Source organism: Klebsiella sp. 64 (genome assembly GCF_018223915.1).
Classification (GTDB): domain Bacteria; phylum Pseudomonadota; class Gammaproteobacteria; order Enterobacterales; family Enterobacteriaceae; genus Klebsiella; species Klebsiella pneumoniae.
Genome location: NZ_JAGRQZ010000013.1, coordinates 167,810 through 183,850, shown reverse-complemented (window position 1 = coordinate 183,850; position 16,041 = coordinate 167,810). Strand labels below are relative to the sequence as shown.

General features: G+C 58.0%; 18 protein-coding genes. 11 read left to right on the top strand and 7 right to left on the bottom strand.

Annotated elements, in window-relative coordinates; genetic code table 11:
* Nucleotides 1-24: 24 nt before the first annotated feature.
* The gene (locus KHQ23_RS10930) at nucleotides 25-1,053 is read right to left on the bottom strand and encodes a LysR family transcriptional regulator (protein WP_014907853.1); all 1,029 of its coding nucleotides are present in this window, start codon (nucleotides 1,051-1,053) and stop codon (nucleotides 25-27) included.
* A gap of 16 nt (nucleotides 1,054-1,069) precedes the next feature.
* On the opposite strand from KHQ23_RS10930, the gene KHQ23_RS10925 reads away from it, so the two are divergent.
* Nucleotides 1,070-2,284, top strand: a complete 1,215-nt coding sequence (locus KHQ23_RS10925; protein ID WP_004176581.1) for an MFS transporter — start codon at nucleotides 1,070-1,072, stop codon at nucleotides 2,282-2,284.
* A 53-nt stretch (nucleotides 2,285-2,337) separates the two neighbouring features.
* On the opposite strand, the gene murJ is transcribed toward KHQ23_RS10925, so the two are convergent.
* The 4 genes from murJ to rimJ form a co-directional block, all read right to left on the bottom strand.
* On the bottom strand, nucleotides 2,338-3,873 hold the full coding sequence (murJ, locus tag KHQ23_RS10920) for a murein biosynthesis integral membrane protein MurJ (protein ID WP_002899104.1): 1,536 nt from the start codon (nucleotides 3,871-3,873) through the stop codon (nucleotides 2,338-2,340).
* A gap of 111 nt (nucleotides 3,874-3,984) precedes the next feature.
* Nucleotides 3,985-4,896: a Gfo/Idh/MocA family protein gene (locus tag KHQ23_RS10915; protein ID WP_004140718.1), complete on the bottom strand. Its 912-nt coding sequence runs from the start codon at nucleotides 4,894-4,896 to the stop codon at nucleotides 3,985-3,987.
* Nucleotides 4,897-4,911: 15 nt separating this feature from the next.
* A complete protein-coding gene (locus KHQ23_RS10910) occupies nucleotides 4,912-5,565 on the bottom strand; it encodes a YceH family protein (protein ID WP_032434312.1) in 654 nt (217 codons plus the stop codon).
* A 9-nt stretch (nucleotides 5,566-5,574) separates the two neighbouring features.
* Nucleotides 5,575-6,159 carry a ribosomal protein S5-alanine N-acetyltransferase gene (gene rimJ, locus KHQ23_RS10905; protein ID WP_002899099.1) on the bottom strand — a complete coding sequence of 195 codons (585 nt, stop codon included), beginning with the start codon at nucleotides 6,157-6,159 and terminating at the stop codon, nucleotides 5,575-5,577.
* Between the two features lie 229 nt (nucleotides 6,160-6,388).
* Between rimJ and mdtH the strand changes: the two genes are divergently transcribed.
* From mdtH to KHQ23_RS10870, 7 genes are all read left to right on the top strand, one after another.
* Nucleotides 6,389-7,597 (top strand): multidrug efflux MFS transporter MdtH, encoded by a 1,209-nt coding sequence (gene mdtH, locus KHQ23_RS10900; RefSeq protein WP_002899096.1) that lies wholly within the window; start codon nucleotides 6,389-6,391, stop codon nucleotides 7,595-7,597.
* A 113-nt stretch (nucleotides 7,598-7,710) separates the two neighbouring features.
* Nucleotides 7,711-8,271, top strand: a complete 561-nt coding sequence (locus tag KHQ23_RS10895; RefSeq protein ID WP_004150824.1) for a lipoprotein — start codon at nucleotides 7,711-7,713, stop codon at nucleotides 8,269-8,271.
* A gap of 125 nt (nucleotides 8,272-8,396) precedes the next feature.
* Nucleotides 8,397-9,443, top strand: a complete 1,047-nt coding sequence (pyrC, locus tag KHQ23_RS10890; RefSeq protein ID WP_032434311.1) for a dihydroorotase — start codon at nucleotides 8,397-8,399, stop codon at nucleotides 9,441-9,443.
* 72 nt (nucleotides 9,444-9,515) lie between these two features.
* Nucleotides 9,516-9,767 (top strand): DNA damage-inducible protein I, encoded by a 252-nt coding sequence (gene dinI / locus KHQ23_RS10885; RefSeq protein ID WP_004140729.1) that lies wholly within the window; start codon nucleotides 9,516-9,518, stop codon nucleotides 9,765-9,767.
* Nucleotides 9,768-10,069: 302 nt separating this feature from the next.
* Nucleotides 10,070-10,324 carry a biofilm formation regulator BssS gene (gene bssS, locus KHQ23_RS10880; protein ID WP_002898992.1) on the top strand — a complete coding sequence of 85 codons (255 nt, stop codon included), beginning with the start codon at nucleotides 10,070-10,072 and terminating at the stop codon, nucleotides 10,322-10,324.
* 125 nt (nucleotides 10,325-10,449) lie between these two features.
* Nucleotides 10,450-11,568, top strand: a complete 1,119-nt coding sequence (gene solA, locus KHQ23_RS10875; RefSeq protein ID WP_002898990.1) for an N-methyl-L-tryptophan oxidase — start codon at nucleotides 10,450-10,452, stop codon at nucleotides 11,566-11,568.
* Between the two features lie 71 nt (nucleotides 11,569-11,639).
* On the top strand, nucleotides 11,640-11,753 hold the full coding sequence (locus KHQ23_RS10870) for a DUF2770 family protein (protein ID WP_002898988.1): 114 nt from the start codon (nucleotides 11,640-11,642) through the stop codon (nucleotides 11,751-11,753).
* On the opposite strand, the gene KHQ23_RS10865 is transcribed toward KHQ23_RS10870, so the two are convergent.
* Nucleotides 11,739-12,803, bottom strand: coding sequence for a rhodanese-related sulfurtransferase (locus KHQ23_RS10865; protein WP_002898987.1), 1,065 nt, complete (start codon nucleotides 12,801-12,803; stop codon nucleotides 11,739-11,741). The genes KHQ23_RS10870 and KHQ23_RS10865 overlap by 15 nt on opposite strands.
* A gap of 205 nt (nucleotides 12,804-13,008) precedes the next feature.
* Here KHQ23_RS10865 and KHQ23_RS10860 point away from each other — a divergent pair, with 205 nt between their 5' ends.
* The 3 genes from KHQ23_RS10860 (at nucleotide 13,009) to KHQ23_RS10850 (ending at nucleotide 15,805) form a co-directional block, all read left to right on the top strand.
* Nucleotides 13,009-13,929, top strand: a complete 921-nt coding sequence (locus KHQ23_RS10860; protein ID WP_004140735.1) for a Kdo(2)-lipid IV(A) acyltransferase — start codon at nucleotides 13,009-13,011, stop codon at nucleotides 13,927-13,929.
* A gap of 171 nt (nucleotides 13,930-14,100) precedes the next feature.
* Complete coding sequence (mdtG, locus tag KHQ23_RS10855) at nucleotides 14,101-15,327, top strand: multidrug efflux MFS transporter MdtG (protein ID WP_002898984.1); 1,227 nt, start codon at nucleotides 14,101-14,103, stop codon at nucleotides 15,325-15,327.
* A gap of 91 nt (nucleotides 15,328-15,418) precedes the next feature.
* Complete coding sequence (locus KHQ23_RS10850; RefSeq protein WP_002898981.1) at nucleotides 15,419-15,805, top strand: MysB family protein; 387 nt, start codon at nucleotides 15,419-15,421, stop codon at nucleotides 15,803-15,805.
* Here KHQ23_RS10850 and KHQ23_RS10845 read toward each other — a convergent pair whose 3' ends face one another.
* Nucleotides 15,806-16,033, bottom strand: coding sequence for a YceK/YidQ family lipoprotein (locus KHQ23_RS10845; protein ID WP_002898978.1), 228 nt, complete (start codon nucleotides 16,031-16,033; stop codon nucleotides 15,806-15,808).
* Between the last annotated feature and the right edge of the window lie 8 nt (nucleotides 16,034-16,041).

Sequence of the window (16,041 nt, the reverse complement as noted above, 5' to 3'; positions counted from 1 at the left end):
AAAACCGGCCTTTGGCCGGTTTTTTTATGCGCTTTGCGGACGCTGCATCCCGGCGAGATCCGGCATGATCTCCCGCATCAGGTCGAGGAACTTACGCAGGCGTGTCGGGTAATAGCGCGCCCAGGGATAAACCAGATGAACCGGCAGCGAGGCGGGTCGCCACTGCGGGAACAGCTCAATCAGCCGTCCGGCGGCAATATCCTCCACGACCGTCCAGCTGGACACCATCGCCACCCCCAGCCCCGCCAGCGCGGTGTTGCGCGCGACGTAAAGACTGTCAGTGCTCAGACAAGGAGTAATCGCTGTAGAGACAATCTGCCCGCTTGCCTGATGCCTGAGCCGTACCTCATGCTGATAAAAGGTATTAATGGCGATCCATGGCAGGCCCGATAACGCCTCCAGCGAGGTTAACGGCGGATACTTCGCCAGCAGCTCAGGAGAAGCCACTACGCAGCGCGGCACTTCCGCCAGCAGTACGGATACCGTTGCTGGATCCACCTCCGCCCCCACGCGAATAGCGCAGTCGATATTATCGCTGAGGAAGTCGACGGTATTATCGTTTAGCATCCACTCCACCGACAGCTGCGGATGGCGCTGTAGAAATGCCACCAGCGGCGCCAGCAGTTGCTGCTGGCCAAACGCGTGGGGCGCCCGCACTCGCAGAACGCCCACCGGCCGATCGTCGGCAATACGCAGGTCATCCTCCAGCGCCAGCCAGGCGTCCACCACCTGACGGGCGTGACGATAACAGCGTTCGCCATCGTCAGTGAGCTTCATCGCATGGGTGGTGCGCAGGATCAGCTTAACCCCCAGCAGCCCTTCAAGGGACTGCAGGCGGCGGCTGACGGTCGCCTGGGTAGTGTCCATCTGCCCTGCGGCGGCGGAGAGCGATCCGGCCTCTACGATGCGGATATAGGTGCGCATCAGCTCAATGCGGTCTATACGCTCTTGTCTTTTCATTTTCCTTTTGCCTATACGTGCTACGTATAACCGTTTTACCACCAGCCCAGCTACCGCGCCAGCCGCGTTCAGGGAAAAATAGCCCCATCGCATCTATGAGGCATTGAACATGACACCGACTTCCCTTTCCACCCGCGACGCAGGCTGGATTATCTTCATTCTCGCACTCGGCGCCGGCTTTAGCGTCGCCTCTATTTACTACGCGCAGCCGCTGCTGCCGTTGATGGGCGCCAATCTCCACCTGACTGTAGAAGGTATGGGTCTGGTCCCTACCCTGACGCAGGCGGGTTATGCGCTCGGCATTCTGTTCCTGCTCCCGCTCGGCGACCGCCACGATCGCCGCCGGCTGATCCTGGTGAAAAGCGCGCTGCTGGCGCTCCTGCTGCTCCTGTGCAGCCTCACCGGCCAGCTCAGCTCACTGCTGGTGGTCAGTCTGCTGATCGGTATGGCGGCGACCATGGCGCAGGATATCGTCCCGGCGGCGGCGATCCTCGCCCCGGCGGGCAAGCAGGGAAAAATGGTGGGCACGGTGATGACCGGGCTGCTGCTGGGGATCCTGCTCTCCCGGACGGTCAGCGGCGTGGTGGGCGCCGTATTCGGCTGGCGGGTGATGTATCAGGCGGCGGCGGTCAGCGTCGCGCTGATTGGCCTGGTAATGTGGCGCGTCCTGCCGCGCTTCGCTGTGCACTCGACGCTGAGCTATCCGCAGCTGATGGCCTCGATGGCGCATCTGTGGCAGCGTTACCCGGCATTACGCCGCGCCGCGCTAGCTCAGGGCGCGCTCTCCATCGCCTTTAGCGCCTTCTGGTCGACGCTGGCGGTGATGCTCTCCGAACACTATCACATGGGCAGCGCAGTAGCGGGCGGTTTCGGTATCGCCGGGGCCGCCGGGGCGCTGGCCGCGCCGCTTGCCGGCGGTCTGGCCGATAAATTTGGCGCCGGTAAGGTGACACAGATGGGTGCGGCGCTGGTCACCCTCTCCTTTGCCCTGATGTTTATGCTGCCGCTGCTGCCAGTACACGCTCAGTTGGCGCTGATTGCCCTGTCGGCGATTGGCTTTGACCTTGGCCTGCAGTCAAGCCTGGTGGCGCATCAGAACCTGGTATATGGCCTTGAGCCACAGGCCCGCGGCCGCCTCAACGCCCTGCTGTTCACCGTGGTGTTTATCGGGATGTCGCTGGGGTCGGTGCTGGGCAGTAAGCTGTACGTGCTGGCCGGCTGGAACGGAGTGGTCACGCTGGCAGTGATCACTGGCGCGCTAGCCCTGGCGATCCGTCTGCTGGAGAATGCCCGCATCCTCGCTGCCGAACGCAGCGCATCATAAAAAAACCCCGCTTCGCCTGAGGCGAAGCGGGGTTTTTCTACCCACACAACCGCTTACGCCGTGCGACGGACAAACTCTTTCACGCGGAAGCCCAGCACCAGCAGCGTGGCGAAATAGGCTACCACCCCGGCGATAACCACCGCCAGCAAACGCATCAGACGGAACGGCATCGTCCCCAGCGACCACTCAGGCATGAGATGCATGACGCCCAGCAGCGCCGCGGCCATAACCAGCACTGCAATAATCAGACGCAGCAGGAAGGCCAACCAGCCCGGCTGCGGGGTGAAAATTTTCTGTTTACGCAGCTGCCAGTAGAGCAGCGCGGCGTTCAGGCAGGCCGCCAGGCCGATGGACAGCGACAGACCCGCATGCTTCAGCGGGCCGATAAACGCCAGGTTCATTACCTGAGTCATAATCAGGGTGATAATAGCAATCTTGACCGGGGTCTTGATGTCCTGACGGGAATAAAAGCCCGGCGCCAGCACTTTCACCACGATAAGGCCCATCAGCCCCACGGAATAGGCCACCAGCGCGCGCTGGGTCATCGCCGCGTCAAAGGCGCTGAATTTGCCGTACTGGAACAGAGCCACGGTCAGCGGTTTGGCGAGGATCCCCAGCGCCACCGCGCTCGGCAGCGCCAGCAGAAAACAGAGACGCAGTCCCCAGTCCATCAGCCGGCAATACTCGTCATGGTTACCGCTGGCGAAGCTTTTTGACAGCGATGGCAGCAGGATAGTACCGAGCGCCACGCCCAGCACGCCGGAGGGAAACTCCATCAGGCGGTCGGCATAATACATCCACGACACCGAGCCCGACACGAGGAATGAGGCGAAAATGGTATTGATGATAAGGGAGATCTGGCTTACCGACACGCCAAGGATCGCCGGCCCCATCTGCTTCACCACCCGCATCGCGCCGGCATCTTTCAGATTAATTCGCGGCAGGACCAGCATGCCAATCTTCTTCAGATGCGGCAGCTGGTAAGCCAGCTGCAGCACGCCGCCGACCGTCACCGCCCAGGCCAGCGCCAGCACCGGCGGATGGAAATACGGCGCGGCAAACAGCGCAAAGCCAATCATACTGACGTTGAGGAACGTCGGCGCAAAGGCCGGCACCGAGAAGCGGTTCCAGGTATTGAGGATCGCCCCCACCAGCGAAGCCAGGGAGATCAGCAAAATATAGGGAAAGGTAATACGCAGCAGCTGGGTGGTTAGCGCAAACTTATCGGCGGTATCGGCAAAGCCGGGCGCAGTAATGGTGATTACCCACGGCGCCGCCAGCATCCCGATAACGGTAACGATAGCCAGGGCCAGGGTCAGCAGCCCGGAGACGTATGAGACAAACACGCGGGTGGCATCTTCGCCCTGCTTGCTTTTATATTCGGCAAGGATCGGCACAAACGCCTGTGAGAAGGCGCCTTCGGCAAAAATACGCCGCAGCAGGTTAGGCAGTTTGAAGGCGACAAAAAAGGCATCGGTCGCCATCCCGGCGCCAAAAATACGCGCCACAATCGCATCGCGGGCAAAGCCCAGCACGCGCGAAAACATGGTCATCGAACTGACTGCCGCCAGTGATTTTAAAAGGTTCATTACGCTGTTATTCCAAACCCTGGAGTAAAACGCCCGCAAATGCGGGCGCTGGAAAGTGGCGATAGTCTACCGGGTTCAACATGAATTACTACTGTCAGTTGTTACAATGGATTATTCGCTAATGGCGTCGCGCCACAGTTTCTCAACGATCCGCTGAGCCAGCAGCGCCTGTTCGCCTGCAGTTTCAGGAACTGTCTGATTTTGCACGCATTCGATAAAATGGCGCGCGCAGCCGACAAAGCCGCGCTGCTCAAGGGTGGTTTGCCAGCCGGCAACCGGGCGCTGGACCACGCCATGACCGCACTCCTCCTGCCATTCGCGCATCTCGCTGACGGCATATAGCCCGCCATCCGTGACCGCCTGCACCCACTCGCGCTGGCTGCCTGCGCGACGATGCATGCTGGTGGTGACCTGCAGCCGGGGCGAACTGAACTGATGTTCGGCATAGAGCATTTCGCCCTGCGGGGTGATCTTCAGCGCGCCGCCGCGCAGACGTGCCTGACCGTCGGCCAGCCATAGCGCGGTATCCACCACATGCAGATAGTCATCAAGCAGCGTAAAGCGCAGATCGTTGCCGACGCTATCGCTACGATGCTTATCCATCCGCAGCGAGGCCGCCTCGCCCAGCCGCCCCTTCAGCTCCCGATAGAGCGGCGCGAAGCGGCGATTAAAACCGACCATCAACGTCAGTCGACGTCGCGCCGCCAGCTCGACCAGCGTCTCCGCCTCACTCAGCTTGTCCGCCAATGGTTTATCCACACAAACATGAACCCCGGCATTCAGTAAGTGATTCACTACTTCATAATGTGAAGCCGTCGAGGTATGGACAAAGACCGCATCGCACTGTGCCGCCAGGGCATCGAGGGAATCAGCGTATGGCATCCGCCAGGTTTCGCAGATCCGCAGCGCCTTCTCTTTACCCGGCGACCAGGCCGCCTGCAGCGTCCAGCTTTCCGCCGCCCCCAGCACCGGCAGCCACGCTTTCTGCGCAATGCTGCCTAAGCCGACCACCCCAATGCGCAATCTTGTCCCCACGTTTTAGTCTCCCAGATGGTGTAACAGCGAATCGAGGCGCGCTTTCAGCTCCGCCACCTCGCCCTCCAGCGCTTCAACCCTGGCGCGCAGATCGCTGTCATCGTCCAGCGGCGCGAGAGCTTCCACTGTGGTGATCAGCGTGTCCATATCGTCGCAAAACAGATGCATATAGCGGCTTTCCCGTTTTCCCGGCTCCCGGGGCAGCCGGGCGACGAAGGGGCCATCTTCGCGCGTCGTCAGCCCTTCCAGCACGCTTTCCACTTCCGCCATATCGCTGAACTCATACATCCGCTGCGCCCGGCTGCGTAGTTCGCCCGGCGTCTGAGCACCGCGCAGCAGCAGCGTCGTGACCACCGCGACCTCGCCGGCGCTAAGCTTCAGATCGCCAAATTCAGAGTTGCAAAAGCGCTGTTCATACTTGGTGACGCGATTACCGAATCCGCTGACCGTGCGCAGATAGTGCCGTTTCACCAGCGTATCCAGCAGGGCCTGGACCTCGCTTTCGCTCAGCGACATCACTGGCTCGCGGTTGGTTTTCTGATTGCAGGCGATCACCACAGCATTTACCGACAGCGGATACTGCTCGGGGGTGGTGACCTGCTTTTCCAGCAGGCAGCCAATGACGCGCGCTTCATGCGCAGTTAACTGATATTTCATCCTCTCTCCTTAACGTCCCGCAGACCAGTCCGGCGTCGTTAGCGCCGTCAGTACATGGTCACGCCACTGCCCGTCAATCAGCAGATAATCTTTGGCGTAACCCTCTTTTTCAAACCCCAACCGCGCCAGCAGCGCGCCGCTGCGCTGATTATGCGGCATGTAGTTGGCCATAATGCGATGAATATGCTGCGTGCGCTGCATATAGCGAATCGCCGACGTCAGCGCTTCAAACATCAGCCCCTGCCCCTGCCACTTCTCGCCAATGGAATAGCCAAGATAACAGGCATGGAAAGATCCGCGCACCACGTTGGAGAAATTCGCCACACCGATGATCTCTTTTTCCTCAGGGTCGAGCAGCGCGAAATAAAAAGCTGACCCCTGCTTATGAAACTCAGCGATCATCGACAGACGCGCCTGCCATCCGGAGGGATAGCAGTGGCTGTCGTCACGAACCGGCTCCCAGGGTTTTAAGAACGCTTTATTTTCGGCGTAATAATCGGCCAGACGCCAGGCGTCACGATCGTGAACCAGGCGCACCACCAGCCGGTCCGTCGTCAAACGCACCTTCGGCACGTTACTGCGATAGCCAAACATTTCCTTTTTCAGTCCCCCTGACTTCACTCTTGCTTTCATCACTATACCTTTCCTGCACGATAGTGTGAAAACAGCAACATACCATTTTCTGCGCCATCTCCTCTTTTCGATGAATAGGCTCAATCGATCTTGCTTTTTGATAAAAAAATATTGTCGCAAGGGTGCTGGGAAAAGCAGCAGATTGCCCGCAGAATATCCTCGCTTATCTCTATTTTTCCCTGGAGGGGAAATGTCCCGCGTCTCGCAGGCAAGGAGCCTGGGTAAATATTTCCTGTTAGTCGATAACATGCTGGTCGTGCTGGGCTTTTTTGTCGTTTTTCCGCTGATTTCCATCCGCTTTGTTGATCAGATGGGCTGGGCAGCGCTGATGGTCGGCATTGCGCTCGGCCTGCGCCAGCTGGTACAGCAGGGATTAGGCATCTTTGGCGGCGCCATCGCCGACCGCTTCGGCGCGAAACCGATGATCGTCACCGGCATGCTGATGCGTGCCGGCGGTTTCGCGGCGATGGCCGTCGCCCATGAGCCGTGGGTGCTGTGGTTCTCGTGCATACTCTCCGGACTCGGCGGTACACTGTTTGATCCGCCGCGGGCGGCGCTGGTGGTTAAGCTGGTGCGTCCGCATCAGCGCGGCCGCTTTTTCTCGATCCTGATGATGCAGGATAGCGCCGGCGCGGTGATTGGCGCCCTGCTGGGCAGCTGGCTGCTGCAGTATGATTTTCGCCTGGTGTGCAGCGCCGGCGCCGCGCTGTTTATCGCCTGCGCCGCGTTTAACGCCTGGTATCTGCCGGCATGGAAGCTCTCGACGGTGAAAACGCCGATTCGTGAGGGGCTGGGCCGGGTGCTGCGGGACAAACGCTTCGTCACCTATGTCCTGACGCTGACCGGCTATTATATGCTGGCGGTACAGGTGATGCTGATGCTGCCGATCATGGTGAATGATATCGCCGGCTCGCCGGCCGCCGTGAAATGGATGTACGCCATCGAAGCCACCATTTCGCTCACCCTGCTCTATCCTATTGCCCGTTGGAGCGAAAAACGCTTCCGCCTTGAGCACCGGCTGATGGCCGGTCTGCTGGTGATGACCCTGGCCATGCTCCCCATCGGGATGACCAGCAGTTTACAGCAGCTGTTTACCCTGATTTGCCTGTTTTACATCGGCTCTATCATTGCCGAACCCGCCCGCGAGACGCTGGGCGCTTCGCTGGCGGACGCCCGGGCGCGTGGCAGCTATATGGGTTTCAGCCGTCTGGGGCTCGCCTTCGGCGGCGCGCTGGGTTACGCGGGCGGCGGCTGGCTGTTTGATGCCGGGAAAGCCGTCGGCCAGCCCGAACTGCCGTGGCTGATGCTCGGCGCCATCGGGGTTATCACCTTCCTGGCGCTATGGTGGCAATTCAGTCCGAAACGCTCTGCCTCCGGTATGCTGGAGCCGCGCACCTGATGCGCGCGGTGGCGGTTTCTCCTGCTTTCAGCCTATTCTGCTGGCGAGATGGGTGCTGACAGGTCATGATGCTTTGTGTCAGGATGAAGGAAGGTATGAGCTTGAGGAACCCCATGAAAAAGATATTGATCGCCGCCGCGCTAATTGTCAGCGGCCTGCTGAGCGGCTGTAATCAGCTGACCCAATACACGGTAAGCGAGCAGGAGATTAACCAGGCCCTGCAGAAGCGAAACCATTTCGCCAAAGATATTGGTCTGAAAGGCGTTGCCGACGCCCATATCGAACTGCAGAACCTGACCAGCGCTATCGGGCGCGAGGAGCCGGGCAAAGTCACCCTGAGCGGGATCGCCAACGTCGATCTTAACTCCCTGTTCGGTACGCAGAAAGCGACGATCGATCTGAAGCTCAAAGCGCTGCCAACCTTTGACCGAGAGAAAGGCGCCATCTTCCTGCAGGAAATGGAAGTGGTCGATGCCAAAGTGGCGCCGGAGAAGCTGCAGTCGGTTATTCAGGCCCTGCTCCCCTACCTGAATCAGTCTCTGCGCAGCTACTTCAGCCAGCAGCCGGCTTATGTCCTGCGTGAGGACGCCAGCACCGGCGAAGCGCTGGCGAAGAAATACGCCAAAGGTATAGAGGTGAAGCCAGGCGAGATTGTCATCCCCTTTACCAATTAATCTCCAGGGCGCTACGGCGCCCTGAATTTTTTACGGAAATGAGTGCAAAGGAAAACGTTTACGCTTATCCTTAGTGCCCGGCAAAAAACAGCCCTGATGACTGAACCTATTAGCCGGAGCCTTCCATGACAGCACAATCCCAGATATTGAAAATCCGCCGCCCAGACGACTGGCATATCCATCTGCGCGATGACGATATGCTGAAAACCGTCGTGCCTTATACCAGTGAGTTTTATGGCCGGGCGATCGTGATGCCGAATCTGGTGCCGCCTGTCACCACCGTCGCGGCGGCTATCGCTTACCGCCAGCGCATTATGGACGCCGTGCCGGCCGGGCATGATTTTACCCCGCTGATGACCTGCTATCTGACAGACTCTCTCGACCCAGCGGAGCTGGAACGCGGCTTTAACGAAGGGGTGTTCACCGCCGCCAAGCTCTACCCGGCCAATGCCACTACTAACTCCAGCCACGGCGTCACCAGCACCGACGCCATTATGCCAGTGCTGGAGCGGATGGAAAAACTGGGGATGCCGTTGCTCGTTCACGGCGAAGTCACTCACGCCGAGATTGATATTTTCGATCGTGAAGCGCGCTTTATTGAGACGGTGATGGAGCCCCTGCGCCAGCGCCTGCCCGGCCTGAAAGTGGTTTTTGAACATATCACCACCAAAGACGCCGCCGAGTACGTGCGTGACGGTAATGAACTGCTGGCTGCTACCATCACCCCGCAGCATCTGATGTTCAACCGCAACCATATGCTGGTGGGCGGCATTCGCCCTCACCTGTACTGTCTGCCGGTACTTAAACGCAATATTCATCAGCAGGCTCTGCGGGAGCTGGTCGCCAGCGGCTTCAGCCGCGCCTTCCTCGGCACCGACTCCGCACCGCACGCGCGCCACCGTAAGGAAGCCAGCTGTGGCTGCGCCGGCTGCTTTAACGCCCCGACCGCCCTCGGCAGCTACGCCACGGTGTTTGAAGAAATGAACGCTCTGCAGCACTTTGAGGCTTTCTGCTCGCTGAACGGCCCGCGCTTCTACGGTCTGCCGGTCAATGAGAGCTACGTTGAACTGGTGCGTGAAGAGACGACCGTTGTGGACAGCATTTCCCTGCCTAATGACACCCTGGTGCCCTTCCTGGCGGGTGAAACCGTTCACTGGACCGTGAAGAAATAAAAACGCAGCCCCCTGTTGTCAACGCCAACTGGATACTGTATAAATAACCAGTATCGAACGCAGGGGGCAATTATGCGCATTGAAGTGTCTATCGCCAAAACGACCGCCTTACCTAACGGCGCGCTGGAAGCGCTGAATAACGAACTCTCTCGCCGTATCGCCGAGCAATTCCCGGCCATCGATAGCCAGGTGAGCGTCCGCTACGCCAGCGGCAATCAGCTCTCGGTGTTTGGCGCCCTGAAAGAAGACAAAGACCGGATAAGCGAAATCCTGCAGGAAACATGGGAAAGCGCGGACGACTGGTTTGTCCACGATCTCTCCTGAAGCATGGCGGGATCCAGTTACTCTGGTTTGCTCCCTCATTGTGCTTTTTTTGCCGGGTCGCCCCGGCTTTTTTTATCCCCTCTTCTGTTCAGAATAGTCCTGATTATTCTGCTCAATATCGACTAAAGTGGCCATTTTACGCGCTTATCTTGAGTAAAAAAGCGGCAAAAGAAGAAAATCATGCTGCCTTTCATTTAATTTCTCGAGTTTATTCTTGATCCCTGATATAATTAACTTGCTTCAAAAAATATGCATTAAACCTCGAGAATTGTTGTCTTTTAACATATGAATAAGGGGTTATGATGGAAAAAAATAATGAAGTCATTCAGACCCATCCCCTCGTTGGATGGGACATCAGCACCGTTGATAGCTACGATGCGCTGATGTTGCGCCTGCACTACCAGAACCCCACTCAAGAAAACAGTAATGATGCTGAGATCGGCCAGACGCTATGGCTAACGACGGACGTCGCACGTCAGTTTATTTCAATCCTGGAAGCAGGCATTGCGAAGATTGAATCTGGCGAATACCAGGAAAACGAGTATCGCCGACATTAACGCGGCTTGCGAATGACTTAACATTAAACTTAACAGGCACCTGCGGGTGCCTGAATTATTTTCGGGCTTGTATAAGCACAGGGAGTTAATTACCCTGCTAACAAGGCAATTACCCGGAACTCACCATGCAATACGATCTTATCATTATTGGCAGCGGCTCCGTCGGCGCCGCCGCTGGCTATTATGCGCGCCGTGCCGGACTCAATGTTCTGATGACCGATGCCCATCAACCTCCCCACCAGGAAGGCAGCCATCACGGCAGCAGCCGTCTTATCCGTCACGCCTATGGCGAAGGTGAGAAATATGTTCCGCTGGTGCTGCGTGCCCAGCAGCTATGGGACGAACTGGCAGAGATCAGTGGCGAAGCCGTGTTTGAACGCACCGGCGTCATTAACCTCGGCCCCGCCAGCTCCGCTTTTCTCGCCAACGTCGCCGCCAGCGCCCGTGCGTTCCAGCTTGAGGTGGAAGAGCTGGATGCCCAGGCCGTGATGCAGCGCTGGCCGGAGATACGCCTCCCCGATGACTATCGGGCGATTTTCGAACCCGCTTCCGGCGTACTGCGCAGCGAACTGGCCGTCGAAACCTGGATCCGTCTGGCGCGGGAAGCAGGCTGCGCGCAGCTATTCAACTGTCCGGTCTCGGCTATTCATCACCATGCTGACGGGATCACCATCGATACCCTCGACGGTGAATATCATGGTAAAAAGCTGCTGGTCAGCGCCGGCACCTGGGTCACCCGCCTGCTTCCGGACCTCCCTATCCAGCCGGTACGCAAGGTGTTCGCCTGGTACCAGGCCGATGGCCGTTACAGCAGCAAGAATCACTTCCCGGCCTTCACCGGCGAGTTGCCCAACGGCGATCAATATTACGGTTTCCCGGCGGAAGATAATGAACTGAAAATTGGCAAGCATAACGGCGGCCAGCCGATCTCCACCCCGCAGGAACGGGTAGCGTTTGGCGCTGTCGCCAGCGATGGTTCCGAATCCTTCCCGTTCTTGCGTAACGTCCTGCCTGGCATCGGCGGCTGCCTGCACGGCGCCTCCTGTACCTACGACAATACCGTCGATGAGGACTTTATTATCGATACGTTGCCAGGCAGGCCAGACACGCTGCTGATCACCGGGCTGAGCGGCCACGGCTTTAAGTTTGCGCCGGTGCTGGGCGAAATTGCCAGTCAGTTTGCTCAGGGCGAAGCATCGAGCTTCAATCTGGCCCCCTTTTCTCTGGCGCGCTTTAACGCGTAATGGAATGCGGCACTTTTGCCGTTGGGTAAAGAAACGGCCTCTGCTGAGGCCGTTAGTGATTGAGAGCGGTTATGCGTCGCCTGTTTAATATGCTGGTCAACAACGTGCGCGAGCATTTTATGATCTACCTGGCGCTCTGGCTGCTGCTGGCGATCATCGATCTCGTCTGGTTATGGTTTTTCTGACGGCTCCGGGTCGAGGATCCCGAGTTTGGTATTCAGCCGGCCACGGGATTTATTAAAGATTTTGTTGCCGTTTTCACGCCCGGCGCGCAGCTTACGCTGCTCCTCTTCCGGTAGCTTATGCTCTTCCATGCAGGCTTCGCTACAGCAGCCGGCAAACTTCTCGGCGCAGCTCGGGCACTGGATAAACAGCAGATGGCAGCCATCGTTCAGGCAGTTAGTATGGGTGTCGCACGGCGCGCCGCACTGATGACAGTGCGCGATAACGTCATTGGAGATCCGCTCGCCCATCCGCTCATCAAAGACAAAGTTTTTACCAATGAAACGCACCGGCAGCCCCTGCTCGCGGGCGCGACGGGCGTACTCGATGATGCCACCCTCGATGTGCCAGACCTTATTGAAGCCGTTATGCTTCATCCAGGCGCTGGCTTTTTCACAGCGAATGCCGCCGGTGCAATACATGACAATTTTCTTGTCTTTATGGTCCTGCATCATTTCCACTGCTTTCGGCAGCTGGTCGCGGAAGGTATCCGCCGGGATCTCCAGCGCGTTTTCGAAATGGCCCACCTCATATTCATAGTGGTTGCGCATATCGATAAACACGGCATCCGGATCGTCAAGCATCGCGTTGACTTCCGCCGCCTTGAGATACTCCCCCACATTGGAGGCGTCAAACGAGGGATCGTCGATGCCGTCGGCGACGATACGATCGCGAACTTTCAGGCGCAGCACCCAGAAAGACTTACCATCGTCCTCCACGGCGATATTGAAACGCAGCCCCGCCAGCGCCGGATCGAAGCCATAGAGAAACTCACGCAGAGCCTCAACGTTGCTTTGCGGCACGCTGATTTGCGCGTTGATCCCTTCCCGGGCCAGATAGATGCGGCCAAAGACCTTCAGCTGGGTTAAGGCAACCCACAGCGCATCACGGGTCGCCTGCGGGTCGACAATGGTGAAATATTTATAGAATGAGATCGTCGTGCGCGGCTCGGTCTCAGCCAGCATTTGCGCCTTTAACGTCTCATTTGAAATGCGGTTGTGTAACACTGGCATGGTGTACCTGCTCGACATAGAAATGAGGAAATAAACGGCGGGCATGATATAGCAAAGCTAATTAATTTACATCCCTACATTTTACGCTACATTTCTCTCACCCGGTCGCGCCCCGCTTAACAAAACGAGCTGACTGTCGCCGCCTTTGGCTGGCCGGTAAAAAAATGCGATAATATAAGACGTTGCTCACTGATACGGGTATGAAATGACTCATTTGCCTAAATTTTCTCCGGCGCTGTTGCATCCGCGCTATTGGCTGCTGTGGCTGGGTATCGGCCTGCTGTGGCTGGTTGTCCAACTGCCCTACCCGCTGATCTACCGCCTCGGGAACGCCATCGGCCGTCTGGCCATGCGCTTTATGAAGCGCCGGGCGAAAATCGCCTATCGCAACCTTGAGCTCTGCTTCCCCGAGAAAAGCGAGCAGGAACGCCACCGAATGGTGGTGATGAACTTTGAATCGGTGGGCATGGGGCTGATGGAGACCGGTATGGCCTGGTTCTGGCCGGTTCGCCGTATCGCCCGCTGGACCGACACCATCGGCTTTGAGCATATTCGCGATGTGCAGGCGCAGCAGCGCGGCATTCTGCTGATCGGTATTCATTTCCTCACTCTCGAGATGGGAGCGCGGATGTTCGGTATGAACGAGCCGGGGATTGGCGTCTATCGCCCCAACGACAACCCGGTGATCGACTGGCTGCAGACCTGGGGCCGCTTGCGCTCCAACAAGGATATGATTGACCGTAAGGATCTGAAAGGCATGATCCGGGCACTGAAAAAAGGCGAAGTGGTGTGGTACGCACCGGATCACGATTACGGCCCGACCGCCAGCGTCTTTGCCCCACTGTTTGCGGTCGACCAGGCGGCGACCACCTCCGGCACCTGGATGCTGGCGAAAATGTCCAAAGCCTGCATCGTGCCCTTCGTCCCGCGCCGCAAACCGGACGGTAAAGGTTATGAACTGATTATCCTGCCGCCAGAGTGTTCCCCGCCGCTGGACGACGCGGAAACCACCGCCGCGTGGATGAACAAGATCGTTGAGCAGTGCATCATGATGGCCCCGGAACAGTATATGTGGCTCCATCGTCGCTTCAAAACCCGCCCCGAAGGCATGCCCTCCCGCTACTGATCCCTTTTCCCGGCCGCGCTCATCCCGGCCGGGAAGCTTCGCCGCTCAGGCTTTAGGCTCTCCTTTAGCTTTAAAAGCTCTCCTCCATTGCGGCATCTATTTCTCAGGCGCATAATTAGCAGGCTCATATTTTCTCTTAATTTGACCTGCCGCGCAGGCCAGTGGAACCCTATGTCGTCTGCTGAAACCCCCATTAACTGGAAACGAAACCTGACCGTGACCTGGCTTGGCTGCTTTTTAACCGGCGCCGCCTTCAGCCTGGTCATGCCCTTTCTGCCACTCTACGTCGAACAGCTCGGCGTCACCGGGCATAGCGCCCTGAACATGTGGTCCGGGCTGGTCTTTAGTATTACCTTTCTTTTCTCCGCCATCGCCTCGCCGTTCTGGGGGGGGCTTGCTGATCGCAAGGGGAGAAAAATCATGCTGCTGCGTTCCGCCCTCGGGATGGCCATCGTGATGATGCTGATGGGAATGGCGCAGAATATCTGGCAGTTTCTGCTGCTGCGCGCATTGCTCGGCCTGCTGGGCGGTTTTATTCCTAACGCCAACGCCCTGATCGCCACCCAGATCCCGCGCCATAAAAGCGGCTGGGCGCTGGGGACACTGTCTACCGGCGCGGTAAGCGGCGCCCTGCTCGGCCCGCTGGCAGGTGGCTTCCTGGCCGACCACTGGGGATTGCGCACCGTCTTCTTTATGACCGCGGCGGTACTATTTATCTGTTTCTTGTTTACCCTGTTTTTAATCCGCGAAAATTTTGTGCCGATCGCCAGGAAAGAGATGCTCAGTGCCAGAGAGGTGTTCTCCTCGCTGCAGAATCCCAAACTGGTGCTCAGCCTGTTTGTGACCTCGCTGATAATCCAGGTGGCCACCGGTTCCATTGCGCCGATCCTGACGCTTTATGTACGCGATCTCGCGGGCAACGTCAGTAACATCGCCTTTATCAGCGGAATGATCGCCTCGGTGCCGGGCATTGCCGCGCTGATGAGCGCCCCGCGGCTGGGCAAACTGGGAGATCGCATCGGGCCGGAAAAAATCCTCATCGTGGCGCTGATTATCTCGGTGCTACTCCTGATCCCGATGTCGTTCGTTCAGACCCCGCTGCAGTTAGGTATCCTGCGATTCCTGCTCGGCGCCGCGGACGGCGCGCTGCTGCCGGCGGTGCAAACCCTGCTGGTGTACAACTCCACCAGCCAGATCTCCGGGCGAATCTTCAGCTATAACCAGTCGTTCCGCGATATTGGCAACGTTACCGGCCCCCTGATTGGCGCGTCGGTTTCCGCTAACTATGGCTTCCGCGCCGTATTTCTGGTCACCGCAGGGGTGGTATTGTTTAATGCGATCTACTCCACCCTCAGCCTGCGTCGGCCAGCCGCGGATACTTCGCATTCAGTAAATTAACGTCGAGAGGGGCTCTGTCCCTTGACGCCGTGCGTACCGCCTTCTATAGATTGAATCGTGTTCAATTCATATTCTTCTCAGGAGATTCGCTATGCCAAAGGATTCGATGTTCTACGCCACGCTTGAAGAAGCTATTGATGCAGCACGTGAAGAATTTCTCGCCAACAACCCTGACAGCGATGAAGAGAGCGCCAACGTTGAGCAGCTCAACATTCAAAAGTATGTGCTGCAGGATGGCGATATCGCCTGGCAGGCCGAATTTTTTGCTGACGAAGAGGAACAAGGCGAATGCCTCCCGATGCTCAGCGGCGAAGCCGCGCAGAGCGTCTTCGACGGGGATTATGATGAGATAGAGCTGCGTCAGGAGTGGCTGGAGGAAAATACGCTCCACGAATGGGATGAAGGCGAATTTCAGCTCGAGCCCTCGCTGGACACCGAAGAGGGGCAGACGGCAGCCGACGAGTGGGACGAGCGTTAATCAGTTATAGGGGCCGTGGCTGGCGTCCAGAGGCAGCAGAAGCGTATCAAATACCAGCGAGAACGGTAGGTCAAGAATGGTGAGATAGCGCCATGCCGAATCGCGAACATCCCACTGTACGCCCGGGTAATATTGATTGCCATGCCCCTGCCCGGGCACCGTACGGCTGATAATGCTGCCGCAGCCGCTGAGCAGCAGCGCCATGGCAATGATCGGTAGTATTCGCATCCACATCC

Coding starts and splice junctions, on each gene's coding strand:
- KHQ23_RS10930 (WP_014907853.1), bottom strand. CDS start 1,053: ATGCGATGGGGCTATTTTTCCCTGAACGCGGCTGGCGCGGTAGCTGGG.
- KHQ23_RS10925 (WP_004176581.1), top strand. CDS start 1,070: ATGACACCGACTTCCCTTTCCACCCGCGACGCAGGCTGGATTATCTTC.
- KHQ23_RS10860 (WP_004140735.1), top strand. CDS start 13,009: ATGACTCATTTGCCTAAATTTTCTCCGGCGCTGTTGCATCCGCGCTAT.
- KHQ23_RS10895 (WP_004150824.1), top strand. CDS start 7,711: ATGAAAAAGATATTGATCGCCGCCGCGCTAATTGTCAGCGGCCTGCTG.
- KHQ23_RS10850 (WP_002898981.1), top strand. CDS start 15,419: ATGCCAAAGGATTCGATGTTCTACGCCACGCTTGAAGAAGCTATTGAT.
- solA (WP_002898990.1), top strand. CDS start 10,450: ATGCAATACGATCTTATCATTATTGGCAGCGGCTCCGTCGGCGCCGCC.
- rimJ (WP_002899099.1), bottom strand. CDS start 6,159: ATGTTTGGCTATCGCAGTAACGTGCCGAAGGTGCGTTTGACGACGGAC.
- dinI (WP_004140729.1), top strand. CDS start 9,516: ATGCGCATTGAAGTGTCTATCGCCAAAACGACCGCCTTACCTAACGGC.
- mdtG (WP_002898984.1), top strand. CDS start 14,101: ATGTCGTCTGCTGAAACCCCCATTAACTGGAAACGAAACCTGACCGTG.
- KHQ23_RS10845 (WP_002898978.1), bottom strand. CDS start 16,033: ATGCGAATACTACCGATCATTGCCATGGCGCTGCTGCTCAGCGGCTGC.
- pyrC (WP_032434311.1), top strand. CDS start 8,397: ATGACAGCACAATCCCAGATATTGAAAATCCGCCGCCCAGACGACTGG.
- murJ (WP_002899104.1), bottom strand. CDS start 3,873: ATGAACCTTTTAAAATCACTGGCGGCAGTCAGTTCGATGACCATGTTT.
- KHQ23_RS10865 (WP_002898987.1), bottom strand. CDS start 12,803: ATGCCAGTGTTACACAACCGCATTTCAAATGAGACGTTAAAGGCGCAA.
- KHQ23_RS10910 (WP_032434312.1), bottom strand. CDS start 5,565: ATGAAATATCAGTTAACTGCGCATGAAGCGCGCGTCATTGGCTGCCTG.
- KHQ23_RS10870 (WP_002898988.1), top strand. CDS start 11,640: ATGCGTCGCCTGTTTAATATGCTGGTCAACAACGTGCGCGAGCATTTT.
- bssS (WP_002898992.1), top strand. CDS start 10,070: ATGGAAAAAAATAATGAAGTCATTCAGACCCATCCCCTCGTTGGATGG.
- mdtH (WP_002899096.1), top strand. CDS start 6,389: ATGTCCCGCGTCTCGCAGGCAAGGAGCCTGGGTAAATATTTCCTGTTA.